General features: G+C 35.3%; 23 protein-coding genes and 1 other annotated feature. Of the genes, 20 read left to right on the top strand and 3 right to left on the bottom strand.

Features of this window, described 5'->3' with window-relative positions:
• Positions 1-358 precede the first annotated feature (358 nt).
• Positions 359-1324 (top strand): ornithine carbamoyltransferase, encoded by a 966-nt coding sequence (argF, locus tag CD29_RS09975; RefSeq protein ID WP_036186071.1) that lies wholly within the window; start codon positions 359-361, stop codon positions 1322-1324.
• Between the two features lie 155 nt (positions 1325-1479).
• Here argF and sspI read toward each other — a convergent pair whose 3' ends face one another.
• Positions 1480-1689, bottom strand: coding sequence for a small acid-soluble spore protein SspI (gene sspI, locus CD29_RS09970; RefSeq protein WP_036186069.1), 210 nt, complete (start codon positions 1687-1689; stop codon positions 1480-1482).
• 183 nt (positions 1690-1872) lie between these two features.
• Between sspI and CD29_RS09965 the strand changes: the two genes are divergently transcribed.
• The 6 genes from CD29_RS09965 (at position 1873) to pheT (ending at position 9244) form a co-directional block, all read left to right on the top strand.
• Positions 1873-2742, top strand: coding sequence for a YitT family protein (locus tag CD29_RS09965; protein ID WP_036186067.1), 870 nt, complete (start codon positions 1873-1875; stop codon positions 2740-2742).
• A gap of 173 nt (positions 2743-2915) precedes the next feature.
• Positions 2916-3281 carry a hypothetical protein gene (locus tag CD29_RS09960; RefSeq protein ID WP_036186065.1) on the top strand — a complete coding sequence of 122 codons (366 nt, stop codon included), beginning with the start codon at positions 2916-2918 and terminating at the stop codon, positions 3279-3281.
• A gap of 163 nt (positions 3282-3444) precedes the next feature.
• Positions 3445-4209 (top strand): TrmH family RNA methyltransferase, encoded by a 765-nt coding sequence (locus CD29_RS09955; RefSeq protein ID WP_036186063.1) that lies wholly within the window; start codon positions 3445-3447, stop codon positions 4207-4209.
• Positions 4210-4372: 163 nt separating this feature from the next.
• Entirely contained in the window at positions 4373-5137 is a 765-nt protein-coding gene (locus CD29_RS09950; protein ID WP_036186060.1) for a DUF2935 domain-containing protein, read from the top strand.
• A 143-nt stretch (positions 5138-5280) separates the two neighbouring features.
• Positions 5281-5510: a binding site (T-box leader), on the top strand.
• Positions 5511-5784: 274 nt separating this feature from the next.
• Positions 5785-6822: a phenylalanine--tRNA ligase subunit alpha gene (pheS, locus tag CD29_RS09940; RefSeq protein ID WP_036186055.1), complete on the top strand. Its 1038-nt coding sequence runs from the start codon at positions 5785-5787 to the stop codon at positions 6820-6822.
• A 13-nt stretch (positions 6823-6835) separates the two neighbouring features.
• Complete coding sequence (gene pheT, locus CD29_RS09935) at positions 6836-9244, top strand: phenylalanine--tRNA ligase subunit beta (RefSeq protein WP_036186053.1); 2409 nt, start codon at positions 6836-6838, stop codon at positions 9242-9244.
• A 431-nt stretch (positions 9245-9675) separates the two neighbouring features.
• Here pheT and CD29_RS09930 read toward each other — a convergent pair whose 3' ends face one another.
• Positions 9676-10107, bottom strand: coding sequence for a hypothetical protein (locus tag CD29_RS09930; protein ID WP_036186051.1), 432 nt, complete (start codon positions 10105-10107; stop codon positions 9676-9678).
• 187 nt (positions 10108-10294) lie between these two features.
• Between CD29_RS09930 and CD29_RS09925 the strand changes: the two genes are divergently transcribed.
• From CD29_RS09925 to CD29_RS20260, 3 genes are all read left to right on the top strand, one after another.
• The gene (locus tag CD29_RS09925; RefSeq protein ID WP_036186048.1) at positions 10295-10834 is read left to right on the top strand and encodes a hydrolase; all 540 of its coding nucleotides are present in this window, start codon (positions 10295-10297) and stop codon (positions 10832-10834) included.
• Positions 10835-11146: 312 nt separating this feature from the next.
• Positions 11147-11758, top strand: coding sequence for a SafA/ExsA family spore coat assembly protein (gene safA, locus CD29_RS09920; RefSeq protein WP_036186046.1), 612 nt, complete (start codon positions 11147-11149; stop codon positions 11756-11758).
• 145 nt (positions 11759-11903) lie between these two features.
• Positions 11904-12065 carry a hypothetical protein gene (locus CD29_RS20260; RefSeq protein WP_156111886.1) on the top strand — a complete coding sequence of 54 codons (162 nt, stop codon included), beginning with the start codon at positions 11904-11906 and terminating at the stop codon, positions 12063-12065.
• A 49-nt stretch (positions 12066-12114) separates the two neighbouring features.
• Here the strand turns inward: CD29_RS20260 and rnhC are convergent, their stop codons facing one another.
• Positions 12115-13065: a ribonuclease HIII gene (gene rnhC, locus CD29_RS09915; protein WP_036186044.1), complete on the bottom strand. Its 951-nt coding sequence runs from the start codon at positions 13063-13065 to the stop codon at positions 12115-12117.
• Between the two features lie 715 nt (positions 13066-13780).
• On the opposite strand from rnhC, the gene zapA reads away from it, so the two are divergent.
• From zapA to CD29_RS09865, 10 genes are all read left to right on the top strand, one after another.
• Positions 13781-14041, top strand: a complete 261-nt coding sequence (gene zapA / locus CD29_RS09910) for a cell division protein ZapA (RefSeq protein ID WP_036186042.1) — start codon at positions 13781-13783, stop codon at positions 14039-14041.
• A 5-nt stretch (positions 14042-14046) separates the two neighbouring features.
• Positions 14047-14586: a CvpA family protein gene (locus CD29_RS09905; protein WP_036186039.1), complete on the top strand. Its 540-nt coding sequence runs from the start codon at positions 14047-14049 to the stop codon at positions 14584-14586.
• 93 nt (positions 14587-14679) lie between these two features.
• Complete coding sequence (gene polX, locus CD29_RS09900) at positions 14680-16389, top strand: DNA polymerase/3'-5' exonuclease PolX (protein ID WP_036186036.1); 1710 nt, start codon at positions 14680-14682, stop codon at positions 16387-16389.
• Positions 16390-16437: 48 nt separating this feature from the next.
• Entirely contained in the window at positions 16438-18804 is a 2367-nt protein-coding gene (locus CD29_RS09895; protein WP_036186033.1) for an endonuclease MutS2, read from the top strand.
• Between the two features lie 55 nt (positions 18805-18859).
• A complete protein-coding gene (locus CD29_RS09890; RefSeq protein ID WP_036186031.1) occupies positions 18860-19273 on the top strand; it encodes a DUF350 domain-containing protein in 414 nt (137 codons plus the stop codon).
• A 388-nt stretch (positions 19274-19661) separates the two neighbouring features.
• On the top strand, positions 19662-21353 hold the full coding sequence (locus CD29_RS09885; RefSeq protein WP_036186029.1) for a long-chain-fatty-acid--CoA ligase: 1692 nt from the start codon (positions 19662-19664) through the stop codon (positions 21351-21353).
• A 178-nt stretch (positions 21354-21531) separates the two neighbouring features.
• Positions 21532-22113 (top strand): TetR/AcrR family transcriptional regulator, encoded by a 582-nt coding sequence (locus CD29_RS09880; protein ID WP_036186026.1) that lies wholly within the window; start codon positions 21532-21534, stop codon positions 22111-22113.
• A 20-nt stretch (positions 22114-22133) separates the two neighbouring features.
• Positions 22134-22907, top strand: coding sequence for an enoyl-CoA hydratase (locus CD29_RS09875; RefSeq protein WP_036186023.1), 774 nt, complete (start codon positions 22134-22136; stop codon positions 22905-22907).
• Positions 22908-22928: 21 nt separating this feature from the next.
• Positions 22929-23702, top strand: coding sequence for an electron transfer flavoprotein subunit beta/FixA family protein (locus tag CD29_RS09870; RefSeq protein ID WP_036186021.1), 774 nt, complete (start codon positions 22929-22931; stop codon positions 23700-23702).
• 29 nt (positions 23703-23731) lie between these two features.
• Positions 23732-24709 (top strand): electron transfer flavoprotein subunit alpha/FixB family protein, encoded by a 978-nt coding sequence (locus CD29_RS09865; RefSeq protein WP_036186019.1) that lies wholly within the window; start codon positions 23732-23734, stop codon positions 24707-24709.
• The last annotated feature ends 51 nt before the right edge of the window (positions 24710-24760 follow it).

The following is a 24760-nucleotide window of genomic DNA, read 5'->3' as shown; positions in this document are numbered from 1 at the left end:
GTTTGATGAGGGGGTGGCCATGAAAATGGTCACCCTACTCTATTTTTTTCGGGAAAGTTACTAGACAATATTTTACATCTTCTTGTATCAATCAAAAGCCGGGTACCTCTAAAAATTCGCTGGTCAACGTTTCATTTTGGTGAATAATCATTCGAAAGTAATCAATTTCAATGTGAATTTTTATAGACAAATACTTATTAATATTCTGAAGATATTTAATTTATTCTTAATAATTCTTTGTTTTTAATGAATATTTATCATTTTTGTTAAATTGAAAAATATAATAAAAATGCACTTGATTTTATAAATATGCAAATGTATAATGAATTACATCTTACCAATAAGGAGCGGTTACAGCATGAAATTGTTAGAAGAGGTGCAACTAAAATTAGTTTCTAGTTTAAAAGGAAAAGACTTATTGACGTTGCTTGATTATACAAGTGAAGAAGTTCAAGATTTAATTAAATTAGCTACTCAACTAAAAGCAATGACAAAAGCGGGCAAATGCCCAACATTACTTGAAGGCAAAACGCTTGGAATGATCTTCGAAAAACATTCTACACGTACTCGTATTTCATTTGAAGTAGGGATGAATCAACTGGGTGGTAAGGCAATGTTCATGCACTCACGTGATTTACAAATTGGCCGTGGGGAACCGATCTCTGATACTGGAAAAGTGTTATCGGGCTATTTAGATGGTATTATGATTCGTGCGAATTCTCATGTGATGGTGAAGGAACTTGCAGAACATGCAACAATTCCAGTAATCAACGGGTTAACTGATATTTTCCATCCATGTCAAGCATTAGCGGATCTTGAAACAATTGCAGAAAACAAAGGTGCTTTAAAAGGTTTAAAAATTGGATATGTTGGAGACGGAAATAACGTAGCCCATTCGTTAATAATTGCAGCAGCACACGTAGGAATGGATATTGTAGTTGCAACACCTCCTGGTTATGAATGTAACCCTGAAATTATTGCAAAAGCAATTGAAATTGCAAAAGTAAATGGAAGTATCGTTGCAGTTACAAATGATCCAGTTGAAGCAGCTATGAATGCTGATGTAATTTATACTGATGTATGGACTTCAATGGGTCAAGAAGAAGAATCTAAAAAACGCTTAATAGACTTTAAAGACTATCAAATTAATGATGAATTAGTAAAATATGCAAAACCAAATTATATGTTCTTACACTGTTTACCAGCTCACAGAGAAGAAGAAGTAGCTACATCAGTTATTGATGGCCCTAATTCATTTGTTTTCGAACAGGCTGAAAACAGACTTCATGCACAAAAAGCGGTTCTTGTATCACTACTAGCATAATTTAATAATTAATAGTGATGTGGAATTCAAGATGGAATGAAACATCGCTACATAAGAGGAGACAATCTGGGGGACGCTAGATTGTCTTTTATTATTTTGACCAAATTAAAAAGTGAACAAAACGTCTCGTCTTTGTCCACTTTCATCTAAAGGTATTAATTTTTAAAAGCTTGAGACAGTTTTTCTGTAAAAGCTTCCTGTTCAGATGCGCTTGAATTTTGCCACCATTTTTCTAAGAAAACCCCAAGCCCAGGTAGTAAATGCTCATCTCCACGAGAAATTGCATCTTCTACAGTGTCTTTAAATTCAGTTGCACTATCACCAATTACATTTTGTGTAATTGCTTCTCTAATCATAAAACTCATAACAATCTCCTCCTCGATGAGTATTTTGCTTCAAAAAAATAATTCTATACATAATTAAGAAATAAAGTATTGTATATTGTAGGTTTTATTACAAAATCTTGTAAAAACACTACTTTTGATTTTACTGACTTAGTAATCCTTTTATATAATTAATTACACACTTTTTTGAATCGAGGTTTTTTGATGGGAAATGTACAACATAAACCCAATAAACTTATGTTTGTTGTAAGAGCAATTATGGTAATTATTGGGGGGCTTATTGCAGCTTATGGATTAGAATCAGTACTGATACCAAATTTTGTATCTGATGGTGGAGTGACAGGGATTAGTATCGTTGGATCTCAATTATTTGATATTCCTTTAGGTATACTAATTGCAATTTTGAATTTACCATTTATCTTTTTAGGCTATAAACAAATCGGTAAATCTTTTGCAATATTATCTGTACTCGGGATTGCTTCTTTATCAATTGGAACAAGCCTTATGCACCATGTACCTACAATCATTCATGCTGATACATTATTAATTACTGTAGTTGGAGGAATTATCTTAGGCTTTGGTATGGGATTAGCACTACGAAATGGTGGTGCGTTAGATGGAATTGATATGTTAGCGGTACTACTTTCGAGAAAGCTTCCTTTTGGAACTAGTGATCTAATACTTTTCCTTAACGTATTTGTTTTCATTATTGTTTCAACTGTATTTGGACTAAAAGGTGCTTTACTATCTGGGATAGCTTACTATATTGCTTCCAAAGTTGTTACAATCGTTGAGGAAGGTTTAAGTGGTTCGAAAACATTTCATATTATTACGAAAGAACCTGAAGAAATGGTCGAAACAATTCGCGACCGATTAGGAAGAACAGCTACTTATAGAGAAGTCTATGGTGGATACTCAAAGGAAAAATCGATTGAGGTTACTTGTGTCATTAACCGCTTAGAAGATAGTAAAATGAAAGAAATTATCCGCGACATTGATCCTACTTCTTTTGTCATAGTCTATGAGGCTGCAGAAGTTAAGGGCGGAACTTTCAAAAAACGAAATATACATTAGTCATATCTAGGTGATGTAATTTTCGTGTCACAAGAATCTAGAAAAATAGTAAATTTTAAATAGGATAAAAGTAAGGATGTTTCTTGAAAAAATAGTTCGATTTTTAAAAAATTTCCTTAAAAACTATTAAATGATAGTACTTTTTGCCGATAAAGAATCTTGAGGTGATATAAATGGCAAACTGGTCATTAAGTAAAAAAGTAATTATTGGCTCATTCTTATTAGCAATTATATCTTTATTTTTAAAATGGGTTGATCTAGGTATCGTAAGTGTGGATGGATTCCAACAACAAGGATGGTTATTCCTTCTTATTTTCATTTATCCATTAATCAGTACTTATCAAGGCAAACCAGTTAATAAGATTGGTGGCTATGTACTTTCTTTAATTGGTATTTTAGGTGTAATCCTATTTATCATGTCAAAAACAGAAACATTCTTTGGTGTAACAGTTAATGCTGCATCTACTGGAATGTATGTAATGTTAATCTCTTTTGTAGGTTTAGCAGCAGGTGTATTTTTCAGCTCAAAAGGAAGATAATTACATAGTGGATAAACTCCCTTCGAGGGAGTTTTTCTTTTTTTCGCAATATATGTGAATTGAATTTCATAAAAATAAGAGAAAAAATGAAAGTAATTTGTACTGCAAACCAAGTATCGTGTAAAATGTAGCAATAATAAAGATTATAAAGGCGGATATAGCAATGAAACGAATTGAATCAACACAAAATTCTTTAGTGAAGCATTGGAAGAAACTTGTAACAATGCGCAAAGAGCGAGAAAAAACTGGTGAATATTTAATAGAAGGCTTTCATTTAGTGGAAGAAGCATTAAAAAATAAAGACCAAATTATTCAGATAATCGTTCGTGAAGGAGTGGATTTGCCACTTTTATGGTCAATTGATGAAGTCACGATGATAGAAGTAACAGATGCAGTAGCAAGAGAAATCGCCGAAACAGAAAACTCACAAGGTGTATTTGCACATTGCAAACAACGTGCGGTTTCTGAGGAAGAAAAGCACAACTGGAAAAAGGTTTTACTCATCGATGCAGTTCAAGATCCAGGAAATATTGGAACAATGATACGTACAGCGGATGCTGCAGGGCTTGATGCTGTTATTTTAGGAAAGGGTAGTGTAGATGCATTTAACCCGAAAACAGTTCGTTCTGCTCAAGGTTCTCACTTCCATATTCCAGTAGTTCGTGGTGATCTTCTAGAATGGATTGAATCCTTACAAGAACAAGACATTCCTGTATATGGAACAGCTTTAGAAAACGCTATCCCATATACTGAAGTAAAAAGTTCAGATGAATTTGCTGTGATCCTTGGAAATGAAGGTAGCGGAATACATCCTCAGCTCTTAGATAAAACAAACCAGAATCTTATAATCCCAATTTTTGGACAAGCTGAATCGTTAAATGTGGCCGTTGCTACAGGAATACTTCTTTATCAGCTTGTAAAAAAATAAAATAATCGGAAAACCAAATCATGAAGCGCTAGGTACATTGGACAACCAATCCATTAACAGTTCTTCATCTGATTTGGTTTTTTCTTTATTTGTGAAAAAGAATAGTTCAATAAATTAATACATATATTTGGTACGAAGTGAACAAAAAGGGGATGTTGACAGCTTGTCGAATTATTTAAAGAGTGCTATGTTTGAACATCAGTTTTGGCTTCATGTACTTGGAGATCATTCGAGATTTATCCATGATTCCCTCTATCCTTCTGAGAAAGCAGATATTGCACAAGCAAATTCATTTATTCAACTTTTTGATCAGTTACTTTCTCAAGTAAAATCATTAAATGATGCAAATGCAGTTGTATTTGCTAACGCTTGTGAACAAGCAGCCAATACACTAAGAGAATTTAAACTTTCCCTCATAGAACGTCATATAACAGGTCAAATGAATATCCATCTTACACCCACTTTTATAAACCATATGGTTAACGAATTAGAAGAATATCTTCGTGTACTCTCTTACCTAAAACAAAAGAAAACCCCACCAATTTTCCATGAATTACATCATCATTTAGTCTGGTTAGTTGACGCAGCCGGCCATTCAGGAGCAATTAATGACCAATTAGACGGAGTAGAAAAAAGATTGAAGAATAAAAGTCATGAATTTACGAAACACTTTGAACAATTTTATTTAAAAGCAGTTGAGTTAACAGGGTATTTAAGAACAAATATAAGAACATTTCCTGCACTCAGGAGATTTAATCATGAAGTGGAATTAGAAATGGCGTTATTTAAAACTTTTTTACAAGAGTTAGAAGAAATGGAGTTAAGTGCAGAAGTGCTTGGAACGTTTACTGCTCCGATGGCAGACCATATGGCAAGGGAAGAACAGTATTATTTAATGAAACTTGCAGAATCTATTAAAGCTCACTAAGGTATATTGGCTTGCGGATTGTATTTCAATTCTAATGTAAATTTGGCAAAATTATTGTAAATATGCGTCGTTAATGGAGCAACTACTTGAAACGATGAATAATATATCGTAAAATATGTTCAGACTATTTTTAATACTATACTAAAAATGCGTTTGAGCGAGAAGAGTAAATATTTAAATGTTCTCAGGGATTGTAAGCCATAGACTGGAAGCTTACATAACAGATTTAACTATTGAAGTTCACCTCGCAAGCAGCTTCCGGGACCAGCGTTTTGCTGTAAAGGAAGGCCGGCAGAAAAGTCGTTATGTAAATGAAGTGATTGCAATTTTTGCATTAACTAGGGTGGTACCGCGAATATTCCTCGTCCCTTTTTGGGGCGAGGTTTTTTATTTTGTTTTTGGTTTAGGGAAAGTAGGGCGATTCCGCCATAAAGTGGGGCAATTCTGACACAAAGTAGGTCGAATCTGTCACAATGTGGATCACTAAGCCAGAAATAGGTCGATTCAGACACAAAGTAGGTCGATAATGCCACAAAGTAGATCCATTCTGTCACAAAACAGATCGATCACAAACGACCTAACTCACTCAAACCCATCCAACACTTCAAGTGAACACAGTCACAAAAATTAAGGAGGTCAAATAAAAGATGGAACAACAATTAAAGCAATTAGAGCAAGAAGCTCTAGCGAAAATTGAAGCTGCATCGAACTTGAAAGAGTTAAATGAAGTTCGTGTTGCTTATTTAGGTAAAAAAGGACCAATTACAGATTTATTAAAAGGTATGGGGAAGTTATCTCCAGAAGAACGTCCCAAAATGGGAGCTCTCGTTAACACAGTACGTGAACACGTAACTGAACAACTAGAAGCAAAGGTTGCTGTACTGGAAGAACAAGCAATATTAGAACAATTAGAAAAAGAATCAATCGACGTGACATTACCTGGTCGACCTGTTCGTGTAGGAAACCGTCATCCTTTAACACGCGTAATCGAGGAAATTGAAGACTTATTCTTGGGTATGGGTTATGAAATTGCAGAAGGTCCCGAAGTTGAAAAAGATTACTATAACTTTGAAGCTTTAAACTTACCTAAAGGTCACCCAGCTCGTGACATGCAAGATACATTCTATATAACAGAAGAAACTTTGCTTCGTACACATACTTCACCTGTTCAAGCACGTACAATGCTTGAGAAAAAAGGTGAACCATTCCGCATTATTTGTCCAGGTAAAGTATTCCGTCGTGATAATGACGATGCGACACACTCACACCAATTTATGCAAGTAGAAGGATTAGTCGTTGGTGAAAATATCCGTATGAGTGACCTTAAAGGAACACTTGATACAATGGCGAAAAAAATGTTTGGCTCTGACCGTGAAATCCGTTTACGCCCAAGCTTTTTCCCATTCACCGAACCATCTGTTGAAATGGATATTTCTTGTTTCAAATGTGGAGGCTCAGGATGTAACGTTTGTAAACATACAGGCTGGATTGAAATTTTAGGTGCAGGTATGGTACATCCAAATGTTCTTGAAATGGGTGGCTACGATTCAAAGAAATATTCAGGATTTGCATTTGGTATTGGTGCAGAACGTATCGCCATGTTGAAATACGGTGTAGAAGATATTCGTCATTTCTATACAAATGACGCTCGATTCATATCTCAATTCCACCGAACAGAAGGGTAAGGAGGCGCAAAAAATGTTAGTATCATTAAATTGGTTAAAACAATATGTAAATATAGATGGAATAGAGCCAGCAGAATTAGCTGAAAAAATTACTCGTTCGGGTATTGAAGTAGACGCAGTCATTGATCGTTCTCAAGGAATGACTAATGTTGTTGTAGGTCACGTTGTTTCAAAAGAAAAACATCCAGATGCAGATAAGTTAAACGTTTGCCAAGTTGAAGTAGGTGTTGGTGATGTCCGTCAAATTATCTGTGGAGCACCAAATGTTGCTGCAGGTCAAAAAGTAATTGTTGCGTTACCAGGTGCACGTTTACCTGGCGGAGTGAAAATTAAAAAGGCAAAAATGCGCGGTGTAGAATCTAACGGAATGATTTGTTCCCTACAAGAATTAGGTGTTGAAGGCCGTACAGTGCCAAAAGCATACGCTGATGGAATTTATGTTTTACCTGAAGATGCAGTTCCAGGAAGTGATGCACTAGAATTAGTAGGATTAAGAGATATCGTACTTGAGCTTGGTTTAACACCAAACCGTTCAGATGCATTATCAATGTTAGGTGTTGCATACGAGGTAGCAGCGATTTTATCCGATGAAGTAAAATTGCCAGAAATTAATTATCCAACTACTGCTGAAAGTGCTGAAAGCTATATTAAAGTAAGTACTGCAGCATCTGATTTGAATCCACTTTATGCTGCTAAGGTAGTTAAAAATGTGAAAATTGCTGAATCACCACTTTGGTTACAACACTATTTAATGGCTGCTGGAATTCGTCCACACAACAATGTAGTCGATATTACGAACTACATTCTAATGGAATATGGCCAACCATTACATGCGTTTGACTATAATTCATTAAATTCAAACGAAATCGTTGTACGTTTAGCAAACGAAGGCGAGAAGATTGTTACATTAGATAATCAAGAACGTACTTTAAATTCTCACAACCTTGTTATTACAAATGGTAAAGAGCCAGTTGCAGTTGCTGGTGTAATGGGTGGGGCAAACTCAGAAGTTACTAGTGATACAACAACAGTCGTGATAGAAGCAGCTTATTTTGATGGGTTCTCGGTTCGCCGTACTTCAAAAGAATTAGGATTACGCTCTGATTCATCTGCTCGTTTTGAAAAAGGTGTCGATCCTAACCGTGTTCTACTAGCTGCAGAAAGAGCTGCTCAATTGCTTTCAGATCTTGCTGGTGGAGAAGTACTACAAGGAACTGTATTGGTTGATCAATTGGATAAAACGCCAACTCGCGTAGTCGTATCACCGGATTTCATTAATGCAAGACTGGGTATGAAAATTTCTTTAGAAGAAATGCTTTCGATTTTACATCGTTTACAGTTTGATGTTGAAGCTGCGAATGGTTTATTAATCATCGATGCTCCAACAAGACGCCAAGATATTAATATTGAAGAAGATATTGTCGAAGAAATTGCTCGTCTATATGGATATGACGAAATCCCAATGACATTGCCTGAAGGAATGGGGAATGTTGGAGGTTTAACACCTTATCAAGCGAAACGTCGTGTAGTTCGTAACGTAATGGAAGGTGCTGGCTTATTACAAGCAGTTACTTATTCATTAACTTCTGATGAATTAGCGCAAAAATTCGCTTTAAAAGTAGAAGATACTACGAAATTATTAATGCCAATGAGTGAAGAACGTACGACTTTACGTCAAAGTCTTATTCCTCATTTAATCGAAGCAGCAAGCTATAACGTTGCTCGTAAAGCAGATTCTGTTGCATTGTATGAAGTAGGTTCAGTATTCCTAGGTAAGACTTCGGAAGAACTTCCATATGAAGAAGAACATTTAGCGATTGTACTAACGGGTAAATGGGTAGACAACGCATGGCAGGGTGAAAAACGTAATGTAGATTTCTTTGTTGCAAAAGGAATTGTCGTAGCGTTATTTGATAAATTAGGTTTATCTGATCGTGTATCATTTGAAAAAGGTTCGGTTGACGGACTTCATCCTGGACAGACAGCAACTGTTCTTTTAGATGGTGAAAAGGTTGGAGTAATCGGTGGCCTACATCCGACAGAACGTAAGAAAGCTGATTTAAAAGAAACGTATGTAGCTGAGTTGAATTTGTATGCAATTATTAATGCGACAACTGAAGCTCTAGTATATTCACCAGTACCTCGCTTCCCAGAGATTTCTCGTGATATTGCATTAGAACTTGACCGTTCAAAAGCAGCAGGTGAAATCGAACGTGTTATTCGCGGCGCAGGAGCTAAGTTATTAAAAGAAGTGAAAGTATTCGACGTCTACGAAGGTGAGAAAATAGAGGCAGGTAAAAAATCTGTTGCCTTCTCATTAACTTACTTCGATCCAGAACGTACGTTAACTGACGAAGAAGTAACAAACGCACACAATAAAGTCTTAAAAGCGTTAGCTGAGTCTGGCGCAGAAGTAAGATAATCGTTATATTTATGAGGATGACCCAAGTGAAATTGGGTCATCTTTTTTTAGCTAGTTGATAAGTTTCTTTTGACTGAATCACTTCTCAAGGACAAATTTAGGGATTCTTTGAAAAGTATGTCCTCGAGACCGCATGTCGAGGACAAGATACATGACTTTTTGAAAAAAATGTCCTCGAGACCGCCTCTCGAGGACAAGATACATGACTTTTTGAAAAAAATGTCCTCGAGACCGCCTCTCGAGGACAAAATTCATGATTAATTGAAAAAAATGTTCCCGAGATCGCCTCTCGAGGACAAGATACATGACTTTTTGAAAAAAATGTCCTCGAGACCGCTCGAGGACAAAATTCATGATTTTTTGATAAAAATGTCCCCGAGTCCGTATCTCGAAAACAAAGCCAACTAAAAAACTAGTTAAAATCTAAAAAATCAACCTTCTACCTGACTCTCTTTTTTACCAAGCCCAACCAACCCTCCAACAAAACCACTAATCGAATGGATAAGGGCAAATGTATAAAAGTTAAAGTAAATCGAATAGGTTTGCTGATCTAACATAGGTAAACCAATATCCGATAGCGCATCATTTTTATAATCAATAATAAAATAAATTAGTACCCCTATTAAAACGACCCCTACAACAAAAGAAAATAAACGCATTAGTCTATCATCTGCATTACGAGACGCGACAAGAAAAAAACGGAACGTAATAAATAAACTGAGTAATAAAAAGGGAATTAGCAGCACCATCCCAATAAAGCCGAAGCTTTTCGCATTATCATCTGATTGTATGTACAAATTACCTACTATTAAAGTACCTAGTAATGAGATACCTAAACTAATTAACCAACTAAGACGAAGCAAAATAATCATCCTTTCTAAAACATATTATAATATATTGCACAGTGTGGGTGCGATCATTTGAAGTATTACATTAGTGAATGATAGCTTCACTACTATTTAAGTTTCTAAAATCGATGAATTTCATTTATATATATTTCCATATATAATATAAGAGTAATAGATGTTTTTAACAAAGGGGGAAATGAAGATGTTACACAAAGAAGATACAGTTTTAGTATTAGTTGACATTCAGGGGAAACTGGCAAGAATCGCAGAAAACAGTGAGTTCGTAATTCAAAGTATTTCAAATGTTGTGCAAGGAGCAAAAGTATTGAATTTACCAATTCTTTGGCTGGAACAATATCCAAAGGGACTTGGACCAACTGTAGAAGAAATTGCTCAACTATTACCAGATCAAAAACCAATTGAAAAAATTACATTTAGTGGATATGAAACACCGGTGTTTGTCGAGCAGTTGGAGGCAACTGGGCGTAAAACAGTGTTGCTAGCAGGAATTGAAACGCACATTTGTGTTTATCAAACAGCTGCACACTTGCTTGCAAATGGTTATGAAGTAGAAGTGTTGGCTGATTGCGTTTCTTCAAGAACAGCATTTAATAGTGAAGTTGGACTTGAAAAAATGAAACAACTCGGAGCAAAGTTAACGACAGTGGAAATGGCTTTGTTTGAAATGCAACAAATTGCTAAGGGCGATGAGTTTAAAGCGATAAGTAAGATTATTAAATAACACGGCTGTAATATTTGTATGTAAATAGTATGAGAGAAGGCATAAAAACTTGCTTTCTCTCTTTTTTTGGAATTTTTATTAATAAGATATGGAATTTTAACATAGATTTATGAAATCCAAAAAAATATTTTTATAATATTTATGAGTAATATTACAAAAACGAATAATTACAAACCGTTGGCGCGGCTAGTATCATCTTGTGAATTGAAACTTTTGTAACAGTTATGAAACAATCCTACCATAATTTTTGCAATGAAATAGTACTAGATTGCTATTATCATAGAGTCATACCAAACAGGAAGGATTGATTAGATGTTTAAAAACTTGAAAAAAGGTGTAGTAGCATCAGTTCTATCACTTTCATTATTGATTCCAGTATCTGCATTTGCGGCAGGTTCAACATATACAGTAGTATCAGGCGATTCTTTATGGAAAATTGCAGTGAAAACACAAACAGGTGTACAAGAATTAATAAATGCAAATTCACAATTAAAAAATCCTAATTTAATTTACCCAGGTCAACAAATTAACGTTCCTACTCAAGAAGGCGTTGCATATGAACAAGAAGTACTTCGTTTAGTAAACGTAGAGCGTGCAAAAGCTGGTCTTCCAGCATTGAAAAATGATTGGGAGCTTGCAAGAGTTGCTGAAGATAAATCAGAAGACATGGCTCAAAAAGGTTATTTCAGCCATACAAGCCCAACTTATGGATCACCATTTGATATGATGAAAGCTTACGGTATTAACTATAAAGCTGCGGGTGAAAATATTGCAAAAGGCCAAAGATCACCACAAGAAGTAGTAAATGCGTGGATGAATAGTTCTGGTCACCGTGCAAACATCATGAGTTCTAACTTTACTCATATGGGTGTAGGTTATGTTTCAAATGGTAACATTTGGACGCAAATGTTCATCAAAAAATAATATTGATTTAAACTTACGGGAACTACAGTTAATGTAGTTTCCGTTTTTTTAACTTCATTTAGTAGGTAAATGATTTTAATAAATGGTTACATATCATTTGCATAACAGGCAAAACTAAACTTATAACATGAAAGGAGTGTAAGAAATGAAAGGGAAACAGCCCCATGAACAGTTAATAACCAATGATAATGGCTTAACTAAAATGCAGGAAGTAACTTACAAAAAAGAATTTAAAGAGATGGAAAGCGGAAGTACGAACACAAAACATCAACAAAACCAAAATCAAAACAAAAAGTATAACTTATAATAAAAAGGCTATATTGAAAACAAATTTCAATATAGCCTTTTCCTCATTTCTATCCTCTTTTTTTATTTACAAGAACTCTTGCCTTTTCAGTATTGGCAAAGTGCCATTTTGAGATGGAACGTAAAAAATCTTCTCCATGCTTCATCCATATTTGTGCGGCCATTTTATCTACTATACCACTCGCACCTTTTTGTAAATCCATTCCGCACTTTTTACTTAGTTTCTCCATTTCTGTTAAAAAGGCATATCTTGCTAAGATGGAGGCTGCAGCAACTGCAACATGTAATTGTTCTGCTTTTGTAGAAAAAAGAACCTTTTCACGAACAATTTCTTTTTGTTTCTGTATATGCTTATAGTAAGTATCCCTTTCAGCAAATTGGTCGATTAAGATATAGTCTGGCTTTTCTGGAGCAATTTTATTTAACACATGTTTAAGCGCCTGATTATGAAGCATCGCTTTAATTTTCCCTTGGGAATAACCTTTTCCTTGGATTTCATTATATTTCTCATTTTTTAATGTCAATATACTGTATGTGCAAGCAGCCATAATGTCAGGTGCCATTTCGATCATTTTCGCATCAGTAAGCATTTTTGAGTCTTTTACTCCGAGTTCTTGGATCAACTTGATTTTATTACTTGGGACATAAACTGCAGCCACTGTCACAGGTCCAAAATAATCTCCTGTCCCAGTCTCATCTGAACCGAGAACTGACATTTGTGCAAAGTCTTCAGGTAATTTGTCACCTTTTGTTTTAATGGTTTGATTTGAAATTTTACTATCTACTTTACTCTCTACAACATCCCCAAATTTAGCTGCTTCCCGTGTTGCTCCAACACCTTGAAACATAACTTTTCCAGAGTTATAAACCGTTATTGCAACATCTGATAATTTAGCTGCAAACACTACACCAGGGGCATTTCGATCTACTTTATTGGCTGCATAATTGGACTTTACTTTGTTTAGTTGATCCAACGACAGTTTTAATACTATATTTGTCATCTATTAATTCCTTTCGATGTTAATTCGATTTTTTTAATGCGAAATGGAAGTTCACTCATGCTATTTTTCGAATGTTTTCGAAATAATAAATTAACTATACCTAGTAGGTTGCTGATAAGTCTAGTAATAAAAGGGATGTTAGGGCTTGTTCATTCGACAAGTAATATTTATACAAATTACTCCAATATTGAATCTGTTATTTTTTAGTATTATTTGTTACTTTCATATAAATCAATTGTTATTAAAAAGTTAGTATTTTAATAATTGTTTAAAATGTTGATGTCATTGGTTTTCTAACCTCTTAGTAGTTGTGCTATGTATTCCAAAGATGTTATGATATGTATTATGAAATTTTGCTAGAATATTCTAATAGTATATAAATAATGTCAATTTAAGAATGTTATTATATCTCTAATTTAACTTCATTCAGCATAAGTCTCCAACTTCTATAGGTGGTGTGACGAATGCAATGAGTTCATCCATTTAGCAGGGTTCATCCGCCACTGAATGAAGTTAAAGCCTCCGGCGGATGCCACAGATTTTTAATAGGTTTAGTAGATGATCTTAGACTAACAACGCCACGTCCTGTGGCAACGTCTAAGTGACCAACATCCTGTTGGCCTAAGCTCGAAAAAATCTGGGCGCAAATGCGCCGAGGCGCATTTGATTATTTGCTAAGTATTTTGTCGTTTACGATTTGTGGGAGGTATCTCTTTTGGCAGAACAAGAAAAAAATCGAATATCAGTGGAAATATATGGTCATACTTATAAAATGGTAGGGACCGAATCTACCGGACATATGCGATTAGTAGCTTCAATAGTAGATGATAAGATGCGTGAAATTAGTCTTCTTAATCCTTCCTTGGATAGTGGAAAGCTTGCGGTACTAACGGCTGTCAACACAGTAAACGAAATGCTAAAGCTAAAAATAGAAGTTGAGAAGCTTGAAGATGAATTAAGAAAACTAAAGGATTGAATGATATGCTAGATTTACTATTAATTATAATATTTATTGCTAGTCTAATGGTTGGTATAAAAAGAGGATTTGTCGTTCAAGTAATCCATCTAGTAAGTTACTTTGTTTCATTATTAGTCGCTTACATTTTTTATAGACCACTAGCAGACAATTTTGTGCTTTGGATTCCTTATCCAGGAATAAGTGAAGATACTTCTAAGACGTTAATGCTTGAAGCGATTGACGTAGACCAAACTTTCTATAGAATTATTGCTTTTGCAATCATTTTCTTCGCTACAAAAGTAGTTCTACAAGTAATTGCGTCGATATTTGATTTTTTAACTTATTTACCTGTTTTAAAATCTGTGAACCGTTTACTTGGTGCAGTCTTATGTTTTATCGAATTTTACTTAATTGCTTTTATTATACTTTATGTTTTGGCATTATTACCATTAGCACCTATACAGAACTTGCTAAGCGGCTCATTTATAACAGGGTTAATGCTCGAGCATACACCACTTATTACAAGTATGTTCCAAAACTGGTGGTATATCTATACAAAATAATTAGAATAACTGTTACTTCTCTCAAGTCTTGGGAGAAGTTTTTTCAATGCAGAAGGTTAAAATAGAAGAAAGTAAACGTGCGAGGAGGACAAAATGAACAAAAAAATTGTTATTAATACATTAGAAAAAATTGCTCTCTATCTTGAACTACAAGGTGAAAATCCTTTTAAAGTTTCAGCATTCCGTAAAGCAGCTGCTGCCCTTGAAGGAGATCAAAGAAGTTTAAGTGAAATGGATGATATAACAAAGATTAAAGGAATTGGTAAAGGAACAGCGGCGGTTATCCATGAATTAATGGAAACTGGGCAATCTACTGTCCTTAAAGAGCTAGAAGAAAACACACCAAAAGGATTAATACCATTACTGAAATTACCAGGACTTGGTGGGAAAAAATTAGCGAAGCTCTATCAAGAACTTGGAGTTGATAGTGTAGACAGCCTTCGTACTGCATGTGAGAATAAGCAAGTTCAAAAGCTTGCTGGTTTTGGTGAGAAAACAGAAGAAAAAATTCTTAAAGAACTTGAGCATCTTGGGGAACGAAGTGAAAGACACCCAATTTGGCAACTAGAGATGATTGTAAGAGACATTAATGATTTATTAAGTTCTATATATGAAATTAGACAATTCTCAGTTGCAGGAAGTTTTCGTCGTGTTAATGAAATGAGTAAAGATTTAGACTTCGTAATCTCAACTGATGACCGGGATTTAGTAAAGGAAAAAATCCTAAAGGATCTTGTGATAAAAGAAGTAGTTGCAGATGGTGACACAAAAGTATCTGTAGTACTAGATCTTGATGATGCAATTAATGTTGATTTTCGTCTTGTCAGTGATGAAGAATACATTACTACCCTTAATCACTTCACAGGATCTAAAGATCATAATGTGAAAATGAGACAGCTAGCAAAAGAGCAAGATAAAAAGATTAGTGAGTATGGAGTAGAACAACCTGATGGAACAGTAAAAACGTTCAAATCTGAAGAAGCATTTTATGCTCATTTTAATTTACCATATATACTACCAACGTTACGTGAAAGTGGACAAGAGTTAGAGCGACTTGAAGAGATTCCAAACTTAGTAACTCTTGATGATATAGTATCTGATTTGCATATGCATACCACTTGGTCAGATGGTGCACACTCCATTCAAGAAATGGGTGAAGCATTAATTGATCGGGGATATACGCATGGTGTCATTACAGACCATTCTCAATATTTAAAGGTAGCTAACGGATTAACACCGGAACGTCTTTTACGACAAAGACAAGAAATATATGTGTTCAACGATGAAAATCCAGAATTTAGATTATATGCAGGGACGGAGATGGATATTTTACCTGATGGATCCCTAGATTTTGATGATGAAGTTTTAAAACAACTGGATTTCGTTATTGCTTCTATCCACTCAAGTTTTTCACAATCACAAGACAAAATAATGAAACGTTTACAAACTGCTGTTCAAAATCCTTATGTTCACATGATTGCACATCCAACAGGACGGATTATTGGAGAACGTGAAGGCTACAACCCTGATGTTCCGCAATTAATTGAATGGGCAGCAGAGTATGGTAAAATTTTGGAGTTAAATGCAAGTCCTTATCGACTTGACTTATGTGTAGAACATTTAAAAATGGCCATGGAATATAATGTTCCTATTGCGATAAATACAGATGCCCATGCCATAGAACAATTACGATATATGAAACTTGGTACAAACTATGCACAAAAAGCTTGGTTGAAGAAAGAATTGGTTGTTAATACATGGGCAAGAAAAGATTTTGAAACCTTTTTATATAAAAACAAGTAAAGTATAGTATTGTGCACGAATTTGAATTAGATTGGAGAGTGTTCGCAAATGATCGCAAAACGAGCATTGAAAACACTAGAATATAACAAAATTATAGATCAAGTTGCTAAACTTTGTACTTCTTCAATAGGTAAAGCGCAAATTGAGCAACTGATTCCAGAAACAGATTTTGAAAAAGTCGTAGAGCTACTTGAAGAAATGGACGAAGGTCTTTCCATCTTACGTGTAAAAGGAAATGTACCAATGGGTGGTATTTTTGATGTGCGTCCACATGCAAAACGTGCACAAATTGGTGGTATGTTAAGCAGCACTGAATTAATGGAAATTGCTAGCACGATAAGAGCAAGTAGAATTCTTCGTAATTTCATAGAGGATATACAAGAGGAAGACGATATTGAAATTCCTCATTTTATTGAACGAAAAGAACAAATGCCAGTTCTAACTGCCTTACAACACGAAATCAATGACTGTATTGATGATAATGGCACTGTGATGGATTCTGCGAGCTCTGCACTTAGGTCTATTCGTCAGTCCTTAAGATCTGAGGAAGCAAAAGTAAGGGCTAAGTTGGAAAGTTTAACGCGAGGTGCGAATGCTGCGAAAATGCTTTCTGACTCAATTGTTACTATCCGTAACGAGCGCTTCGTAATACCTGTTAAACAAGAATATCGTGGCCATTACGGAGGAATAGTACACGATCAATCGTCTTCTGGTCAAACTCTGTTTATCGAACCAGAAGCAATTGTACAGCTAAACAACGAGATCCAACGTTTAAAAGTGAAAGAACAAGTAGAAATTGAAAAAATCTTATTGGATCTTTCTTTAAAAGTACAAGAAGTAAGTCATGAAATATTTGTAGTTGTTCATTTACTAGGGGAAATTGATGTTATATTAGCTAAGGCTAAATACGGACAAGTAAATAAATGTACTAAGCCAAAAATGAATCAAGACGGTTATATACGATTAGTTCGTGCACGTCATCCTTTAATTTCTAGAGATGAGGCTGTGCCAAATACAATTGAATTTGGCCGAGATATTACAGCAATCGTAATCACTGGACCGAACACAGGTGGTAAGACGGTTACACTAAAAACGGTTGGGCTTTGTACGTTAATGGCTCAAGCTGGGTTACCTATTCCAGCTCTAGATGGCTCGGAGCTTGCTGTTTTTGAACAGCTTTTTGCAGATATCGGAGATGAGCAATCGATTGAACAATCTCTCTCCACATTCTCATCACACATGGTAAATATTGTAGATATTTTAAGTAAATTTGATGCAAGTTCACTTGTATTATTTGATGAGCTTGGGGCAGGTACCGATCCTCAAGAAGGTGCTGCCCTTGCCATTTCAATATTAGATGAGGCTGTAGGTCGTGGTGCGCGGGTAATGGCAACAACCCACTATCCAGAGTTAAAAGCATATGGGTACAACAGACCAGGTGTTGTAAATGCGAGTGTGGAATTTGATGTTGAAACTTTAAGCCCTACTTATCGATTATTAATAGGTGTCCCTGGACGCTCAAACGCTTTTGAAATCTCAAAAAGACTTGGGCTGAACGAATCTATTATCAATCAAGCAAAATCTTTCACTGGTTCGGATCGTCATGAAGTTGAATCTATGATTGCTTCACTAGAGGAGTCAAGACGCAGATCAGAACGAGAAGCTGAAGAAGCTCATGCATTATTAGAAGAGGCTAAAGCTTTACACAGTGAGCTTGAGTCGAAAATTAAAGCCTATGATGAGAAAAAAGAAAGTCTAGAGAAGAAAGCAAAAGAAAAAGCGCGAAAAATTGTAGACGATGCAAAAGTAGAAGCTGAAAAGGTAATTTACGAGCTACGAAAAATGCGAGAAAATGCAAGCCATATCGTTAAAGAACACGAATTGATCGACGCTAAAAAACGATTAGATAATGTGTCGCCTATAGAAAATCCAGTGCTGAAAAAACAAGCACAAATTAGAGAGCGAGCTCAAGTTTTACAAGTAGGCGATGAAGTAAAAGTTCTTAGCTATGGTCAAAAAGGGACATTAATAGAAAAAGTAGCTGATCAAGAGTGGATAGTTCAAATTGGAATATTGAAAATGAAACTCGATGAATCTGACCTTGAATATGTAAAACCGGAAAAACAGAAACAAACAGTCACAATGGCTAATGTTAAGAATCGGAATTCACATGTGAAACTTGAATTAGATTTACGTGGTGAAAGATACGAAGATGCCATTTTAAAAACAGAAAAATATATTGATGATGCATTACTTGCAAATTATCATAGAGTATCGATCATCCATGGAAAAGGAACTGGCGCATTACGTCAAGGTATTCAACAGTTCTTAAAAGGCAACAAAAGGGTCAAGTCATATCGTTACGGGGAAGCTGGCGAAGGTGGATTTGGAGTAACTGTTGTAGAGTTAAAGTAAAAATACTGCGTAGAAAAGTTATTAATCAAGCGCAAATCGTGAAGGGGATGACAATTTGCAAAATTCAAGCTTTTGGAATCATCCAGTTGTTGAAACCGCGGGATATTTTAGTGTGGTCATCCTTTGTTTAATTGTCTCAATGATACTATTTGAACTTGTGACAAAATATAAAAACTGGGAAGAAATCAAAAAAGGAAATGTTGCAGTCGCTCTAGCTACCGGCGGGAAAATATTAGGTGTGTGTAATATTTTCAGGTACTCTATTGAACGCCATACATCATTATTAGAAATGCTGGGATGGGGATTGTTTGGTTTCTTATTACTCATTTGTGCATACTTCTTATTTGAGTTTTTAACACCACGAATTAACGTTGATGAAGAAATTGCTAAGGATAACCGATCTGTTGGTTTAATTTCTTTTACCATATCATTAGGGTTATCATTTGTAATAGGGGCTAGTATTATTTAGGGGCGATTGAATGGAAAAATTAGCGAAAGTACTTATTATCGTTTGTATATTATTCGTAATAGTTGGCATCTATTATATGGCCACTATATAGTATTGAATTGTAAATAATTTTTGACTAATAGAAGTTGGTAAATAGTGTAATTAACTATTTGCTAACTTTTTTATTTTTAGAAAATACTTAAATAAGATATATTTCTATAACAAAATTCACCATAAGTAATCTATGAAAATAATAATAAACAGAGATACTTTGTTTGTATTAAATAGAATTTTTCTACATTTTCTAGCGAATAAATGAAATTTTAGTAAAAATATAGTTGATATACAAATCTTTTTCAATTATAATAAATTCAGAAAATTGAATTTTCTGAACAAAGGGGAGATGTTCATGTCGGAGAAAGTTTGGCTTTCGCAATATCCGGAAGAAATACCATCCACACTTACGTATGAAGATAGGCCTATACAAGACTTACTGACTAGAGCTTACAACAACAACCCAGGAAAAATTGCAATTCACTTTATGGGAAAAGAGCTAAATTACAAAGAGCTTTATGAGTCATCGCTGAAATTTGCAAATTACTTGAAGAAACTGGGTGTGGAAAAAGGGGATCGAGTAGCAATTATGCTACCGAATTGTCCACAAGCAGTGATTGCGTATTTTGGGATTTTGTATGCGGGTGGAATAGTGGTTCAAACAAATCCGCTCTATACAGAACGAGAACTTCAATATCAAATGGAAGATTCCGGTACGAAAGTAATTTTAGCAATGGATATTTTGTATCCAAGAGTCACGAAGGTACTTAAAGACACTAAAATTGAAAACGTTATCATAACGGGTATTAAAGACTATTTACCATTCCCTAAGAACTTAATTTATCCATTCATACAAAAAAAGCAATACGGGTTTAGTGTGAAAGTTGAACATAAGGGGATGAATCACCTATTTACAGAAATCATGCGTGTTACTGAAGCAAAAGTAATAGATGGGTTCGACTATGAAGTTAATGATTTAGCACTTCTTCAGTATACAGGTGGTACAACAGGCTATCCAAAAGGGGTTATGTTAACGCATAAGAATTTAATTGCAAACACGAAAATGTGTGATGCCTGGTTGTTTAAATGTGTTGAAGGTGAAGAAGTTGTTCTCGGAATGCTGCCATTTTTCCACGTATATGGTATGACTACTGTATTATTATTAACTATTATGAAAAATAACAAAATGGTCTTAATACCAAAGTTTGATGTAGAAACTGCATTAAAAGCAATCGACAAACAAAAGCCAACACTTTTCCCAGGTGCACCAACAATGTATATCGGACTTTTAAATCATCCTGATCTTGCTAAGTATAATTTATCTTCCATTAAGGCATGTATTAGTGGTTCAGCACCACTACCTGTTGAAGTGCAAGATAAATTCGAAGAACTTACAGGTGGAAAACTTGTTGAAGGTTACGGTTTAACTGAAACATCACCGGTGACTCACGCGAACTTTATTTGGGGGAAACGTGTGAAAGGTTCAATTGGAGTTCCTTGGCCAGATACAGAGGCAGTTATATTACAATCTTCAGATGGAACGATTTTACCTCCTAGAGAAATTGGTGAAATTGCCATTAAAGGACCACAGGTGATGAAAGGGTATTGGAATCGACCAGAAGACACGGCTATGTCTTTTAGTGATGGTTGGTTCTTAACGGGCGATTTAGGATATATGGATGAAGAAGGCTACTTCTATGTAGTTGACCGCAAGAAAGATATGATCATAGCGGGTGGGTTTAATATTTATCCAAGAGAAGTGGAAGAAGTTTTATATGAACATGAGGCTATTCAGGAATGTGTAGTAGCTGGGATTCCAGATCCTTATCGTGGTGAAACAGTAAAAGCTTATATTGTTCTTAAGGAAGGTAAAACTGCTACAGAAGAAGAATTAAATAAATACTGCAGACAAAATCTTGCAGCATATAAGGTGCCTCGATTCTATGAGTTCCGTAAAGAGTTACCAAAAACTGCTGTTGGTAAAATCCTTCGTCGTACGTTAATTGATGAAGAAAAAGCAAAAATGGAGCAATTACAAGCAAAATAATCGGCTACAACTGTTGACAGAAAATTGAATAGATTATAATATGAAAACATGAATGAATAGTCATTCATTTTATGTTTTCGTATTTTTTTGTAAAAAATTATTTCTTTCATACAGCAAAGGAATTGCTCTTGTTAGCAGTTTTAGTAACACATCAAGTTTTAAATGGCGGTGTAATAACATGAATCGTGATAAACCGAAATATAAACAAATAGTCGATGCAGCTGTCATTGCAATTGCCGAAAACGGCTACCACCAGGCACAAGTTTCGAAAATTGCTAAACAAGCAGGGGTAGCAGATGGTACAATTTATTTATATTTTAAAAATAAGGAAGATATACTAATTTCTGTATTCCAAGAAAAAATGGGTGTATTCGTTGAGAATTTAACCGAAATCATTCAAAAAGGGAAAACACCAATTGAAAAGTTATCAAATATGATCGATAACCATTTTCAAGTTTTAGCAAATGATCATCACCTTGCAACAGTTACACAATTAGAACTGAGGCAATCCAATAAAGATATACGAATGAAAATAAATATGATTCTTAAAGAATATTTAAGATTATTAGATGAGATATTAATCGAAGGTATGACAAAGGGTGATTTTGACCCTACCATGGACGTACGCGTTGCTCGTCAGATGGTCTTTGGAACAATCGATGAAAATATTACAACATGGGTGATGAATGAGTTTCGTTATGACTTATTAGAAAGTGCACCAAAAGTGAAGAAGTTATTAATAAATGGGCTAAAAGGGTAATCGCAAAGGGGGAATGGGGAATGGAATTTCTATCATGGAAAGTTGAAGATAAGGTTGCTGTTGTCACGATTAATCGACCACCAGCAAATGCACTTTCAAGACAACTGATCCAAGAAGTAAATGAAATGCTAAATACATTTGAACATGATGAGTCAGTTAGAGTCATTGTCCTTCACGGAGAAGGAAGATTCTTCTCAGCAGGTGCCGATATTAAAGAATTCACGGAAGTTACTTCAGGGGCAGAATTTTCAAAATTAGCAGCACATGGCCAAAATGTTTTTGAACGACTAGAATCTTTCCCAAAACCAGTTATTGCATCTATTCATGGTGCAGCACTTGGTGGAGGTCTTGAACTCGCAATGGGCTGTCACATTCGCTATGTAGCTGAAGATGCAAAACTAGGCTTACCTGAGTTAGCTCTAGGATTAATCCCAGGATTTGCTGGATCGCAAAGATTACCCAAATATGTAGGTACAGCAAAAGCAGCGGAAATGCTGTTTACGGCTGAACCGATATCCGGTACTGAAGCAGTGCAATTTGGACTAGCTAATAAAGCATATCCTATTGATGAGCTATTACCAAATACGTTACAGCTTGCTAAGAAGATAGCAGAAAAAAGTCCTATTGCATTAAAAGCGGCAATCCAAATGCTTCAATATAGTAAAAGTGCTTCTTTCTACGAAGGGGTAAAAGCGGAGGCAGAAAGTTTCGGTACTGTATTCGTTTCAGAAGATGCAAAAGAAGGAATTCAGGCTTTCATTGAAAAACGTAAGCCAAATTTCACGGGGAAATAATTCGAATAGGGGGTATTTAATATGAATATTTACGTATTAGTAAAACGAACTTTTGATACGGAAGAAAAGATTGTCATTTCAGGTGGGAAAATTCAAGAAGATGGTGCTGAATTCATCATCAACCCATATGACGAGTATGCAATTGAAGAAGCAATTCAAGTAAGAGACGCAAAAGGTGGAAAAGTAGTTGTTGTAACTATTGGCGGGGAAGATGCAGAAAAACAACTTCGTACAGCACTTGCAATGGGAGCTGATGAAGCAGTACTTATAAATACAGAAGACGATCTAGATGAGTTAGATCAATCAACTGCAGCTTATATTCTAGCAGAATACTTAAAAGATAAAGAGGCTGATTTAATATTAGCTGGTAATGTTGCAATTGATGGTGGAACAGGTCAAATAGGTCCACGTGTAGCAGATCTTTTAGGAATTAATTACGTAACAACAATTACTGATTTAGAAATTGATGGCACTGACGTAAAAATCGTACGTGATATTGAGGGAGATTCTGAGGTAATCGAAACTAAATTACCTTTATTAGTCACTGCTCAACAAGGGTTAAATGAACCACGTTATCCTTCTTTGCCTGGAATTATGAAAGCAAAGAAAAAACCTCTCGAGGAATTAGAGTTAGACGACTTAGATATTGATGAAGATGATATTGAGTTAAAAGTTGAAACAGTTGAAGTTTATTTACCAAAGCAAAAAGCTGCTGGACGTATATTAGAAGGCGATATTGGACAGCAAGTAAAAGAATTAATTCAACTACTTCATTCAGAAGCAAAAGTAATCTAATAGGTTATTAGGGAAACGGAGGGGTATACATGTCTAAAAAAGTATTAGTTTTAGGTGAAGTTCGTGAAGGGGTTATTCGTAACGTATCATATGAAGCCATTGCAGCAGCAAAACAAATTGCTGATGGTGGAGAAATCATTGGATTATTATTAGGAGATAGCGTTGCTAATTTAGCATCTAATTTAATCGCATTTGGAGCAGACCGAGTAGTAACGGTGGAGCATCCGCATTTGAAATCTTATACATCTGATGGTTATAGCCAAGCAATTTTAGCAGTTTGTGATCAAGAAAAACCAGAGGCAATCGTTTTCGGTCATACATCACTTGGAAAAGATTTATCACCAAAAATTTCGTCTCGATTAAATTCTGGACTAATTTCAGATGTAACGGAAATTGAGGGTTCAGGTGCTAGTGCATTATTTGTTCGCCCAATCTATTCTGGAAAAGCTTTTGAAAAAGTTAAAATTAAAGAGGGAATTGTATTCATTACAATTCGTCCAAACAATATTGCACCGCTTGCAAAAGACGAAAGCCGTTCTGGATCAGTAGAATCTTTATCTGTAGAGATTACAAATCTACGAACTATTATTAAAGAAGTGGTTCGCAAAACAACTGAAGGTGTAGATTTATCAGAAGCGAAAGTTGTAGTAGCTGGTGGACGTGGTGTGAAATCTTCTGAAGGCTTCGAGCCATTACAAGAATTAGCAAAATTACTTGGAGGGGCAGTTGGTGCATCCCGTGGTGCATGTGACGCTGACTATTGTGATTATTCACTACAAATTGGTCAAACAGGTAAAGTGGTAACTCCAGATTTATATATCGCTGCTGGTATTTCAGGTGCGATTCAACATTTGGCTGGTATGTCAAACTCAAAAGTAATCGTCGCTATTAATAAAGACCCAGAAGCAAACATCTTCAAAGTAGCTGATTATGGAATCGTTGGAGACTTATTTGAAGTCATTCCGTTAATGATTGAAGAGATTAAATCATTAAAAGTTGGATCTTAATATTTTTATAATGAGCCCTACTATAGGTTTATAGTAGGGCCTTTTATTTTT

The sequence above is a fragment of the Ureibacillus manganicus DSM 26584 genome, from assembly GCF_000772945.1.
GTDB classification, from domain to species: domain Bacteria; phylum Bacillota; class Bacilli; order Bacillales_A; family Planococcaceae; genus Ureibacillus; species Ureibacillus manganicus.
This window is presented reverse-complemented; position numbering and strand designations above follow the sequence as displayed.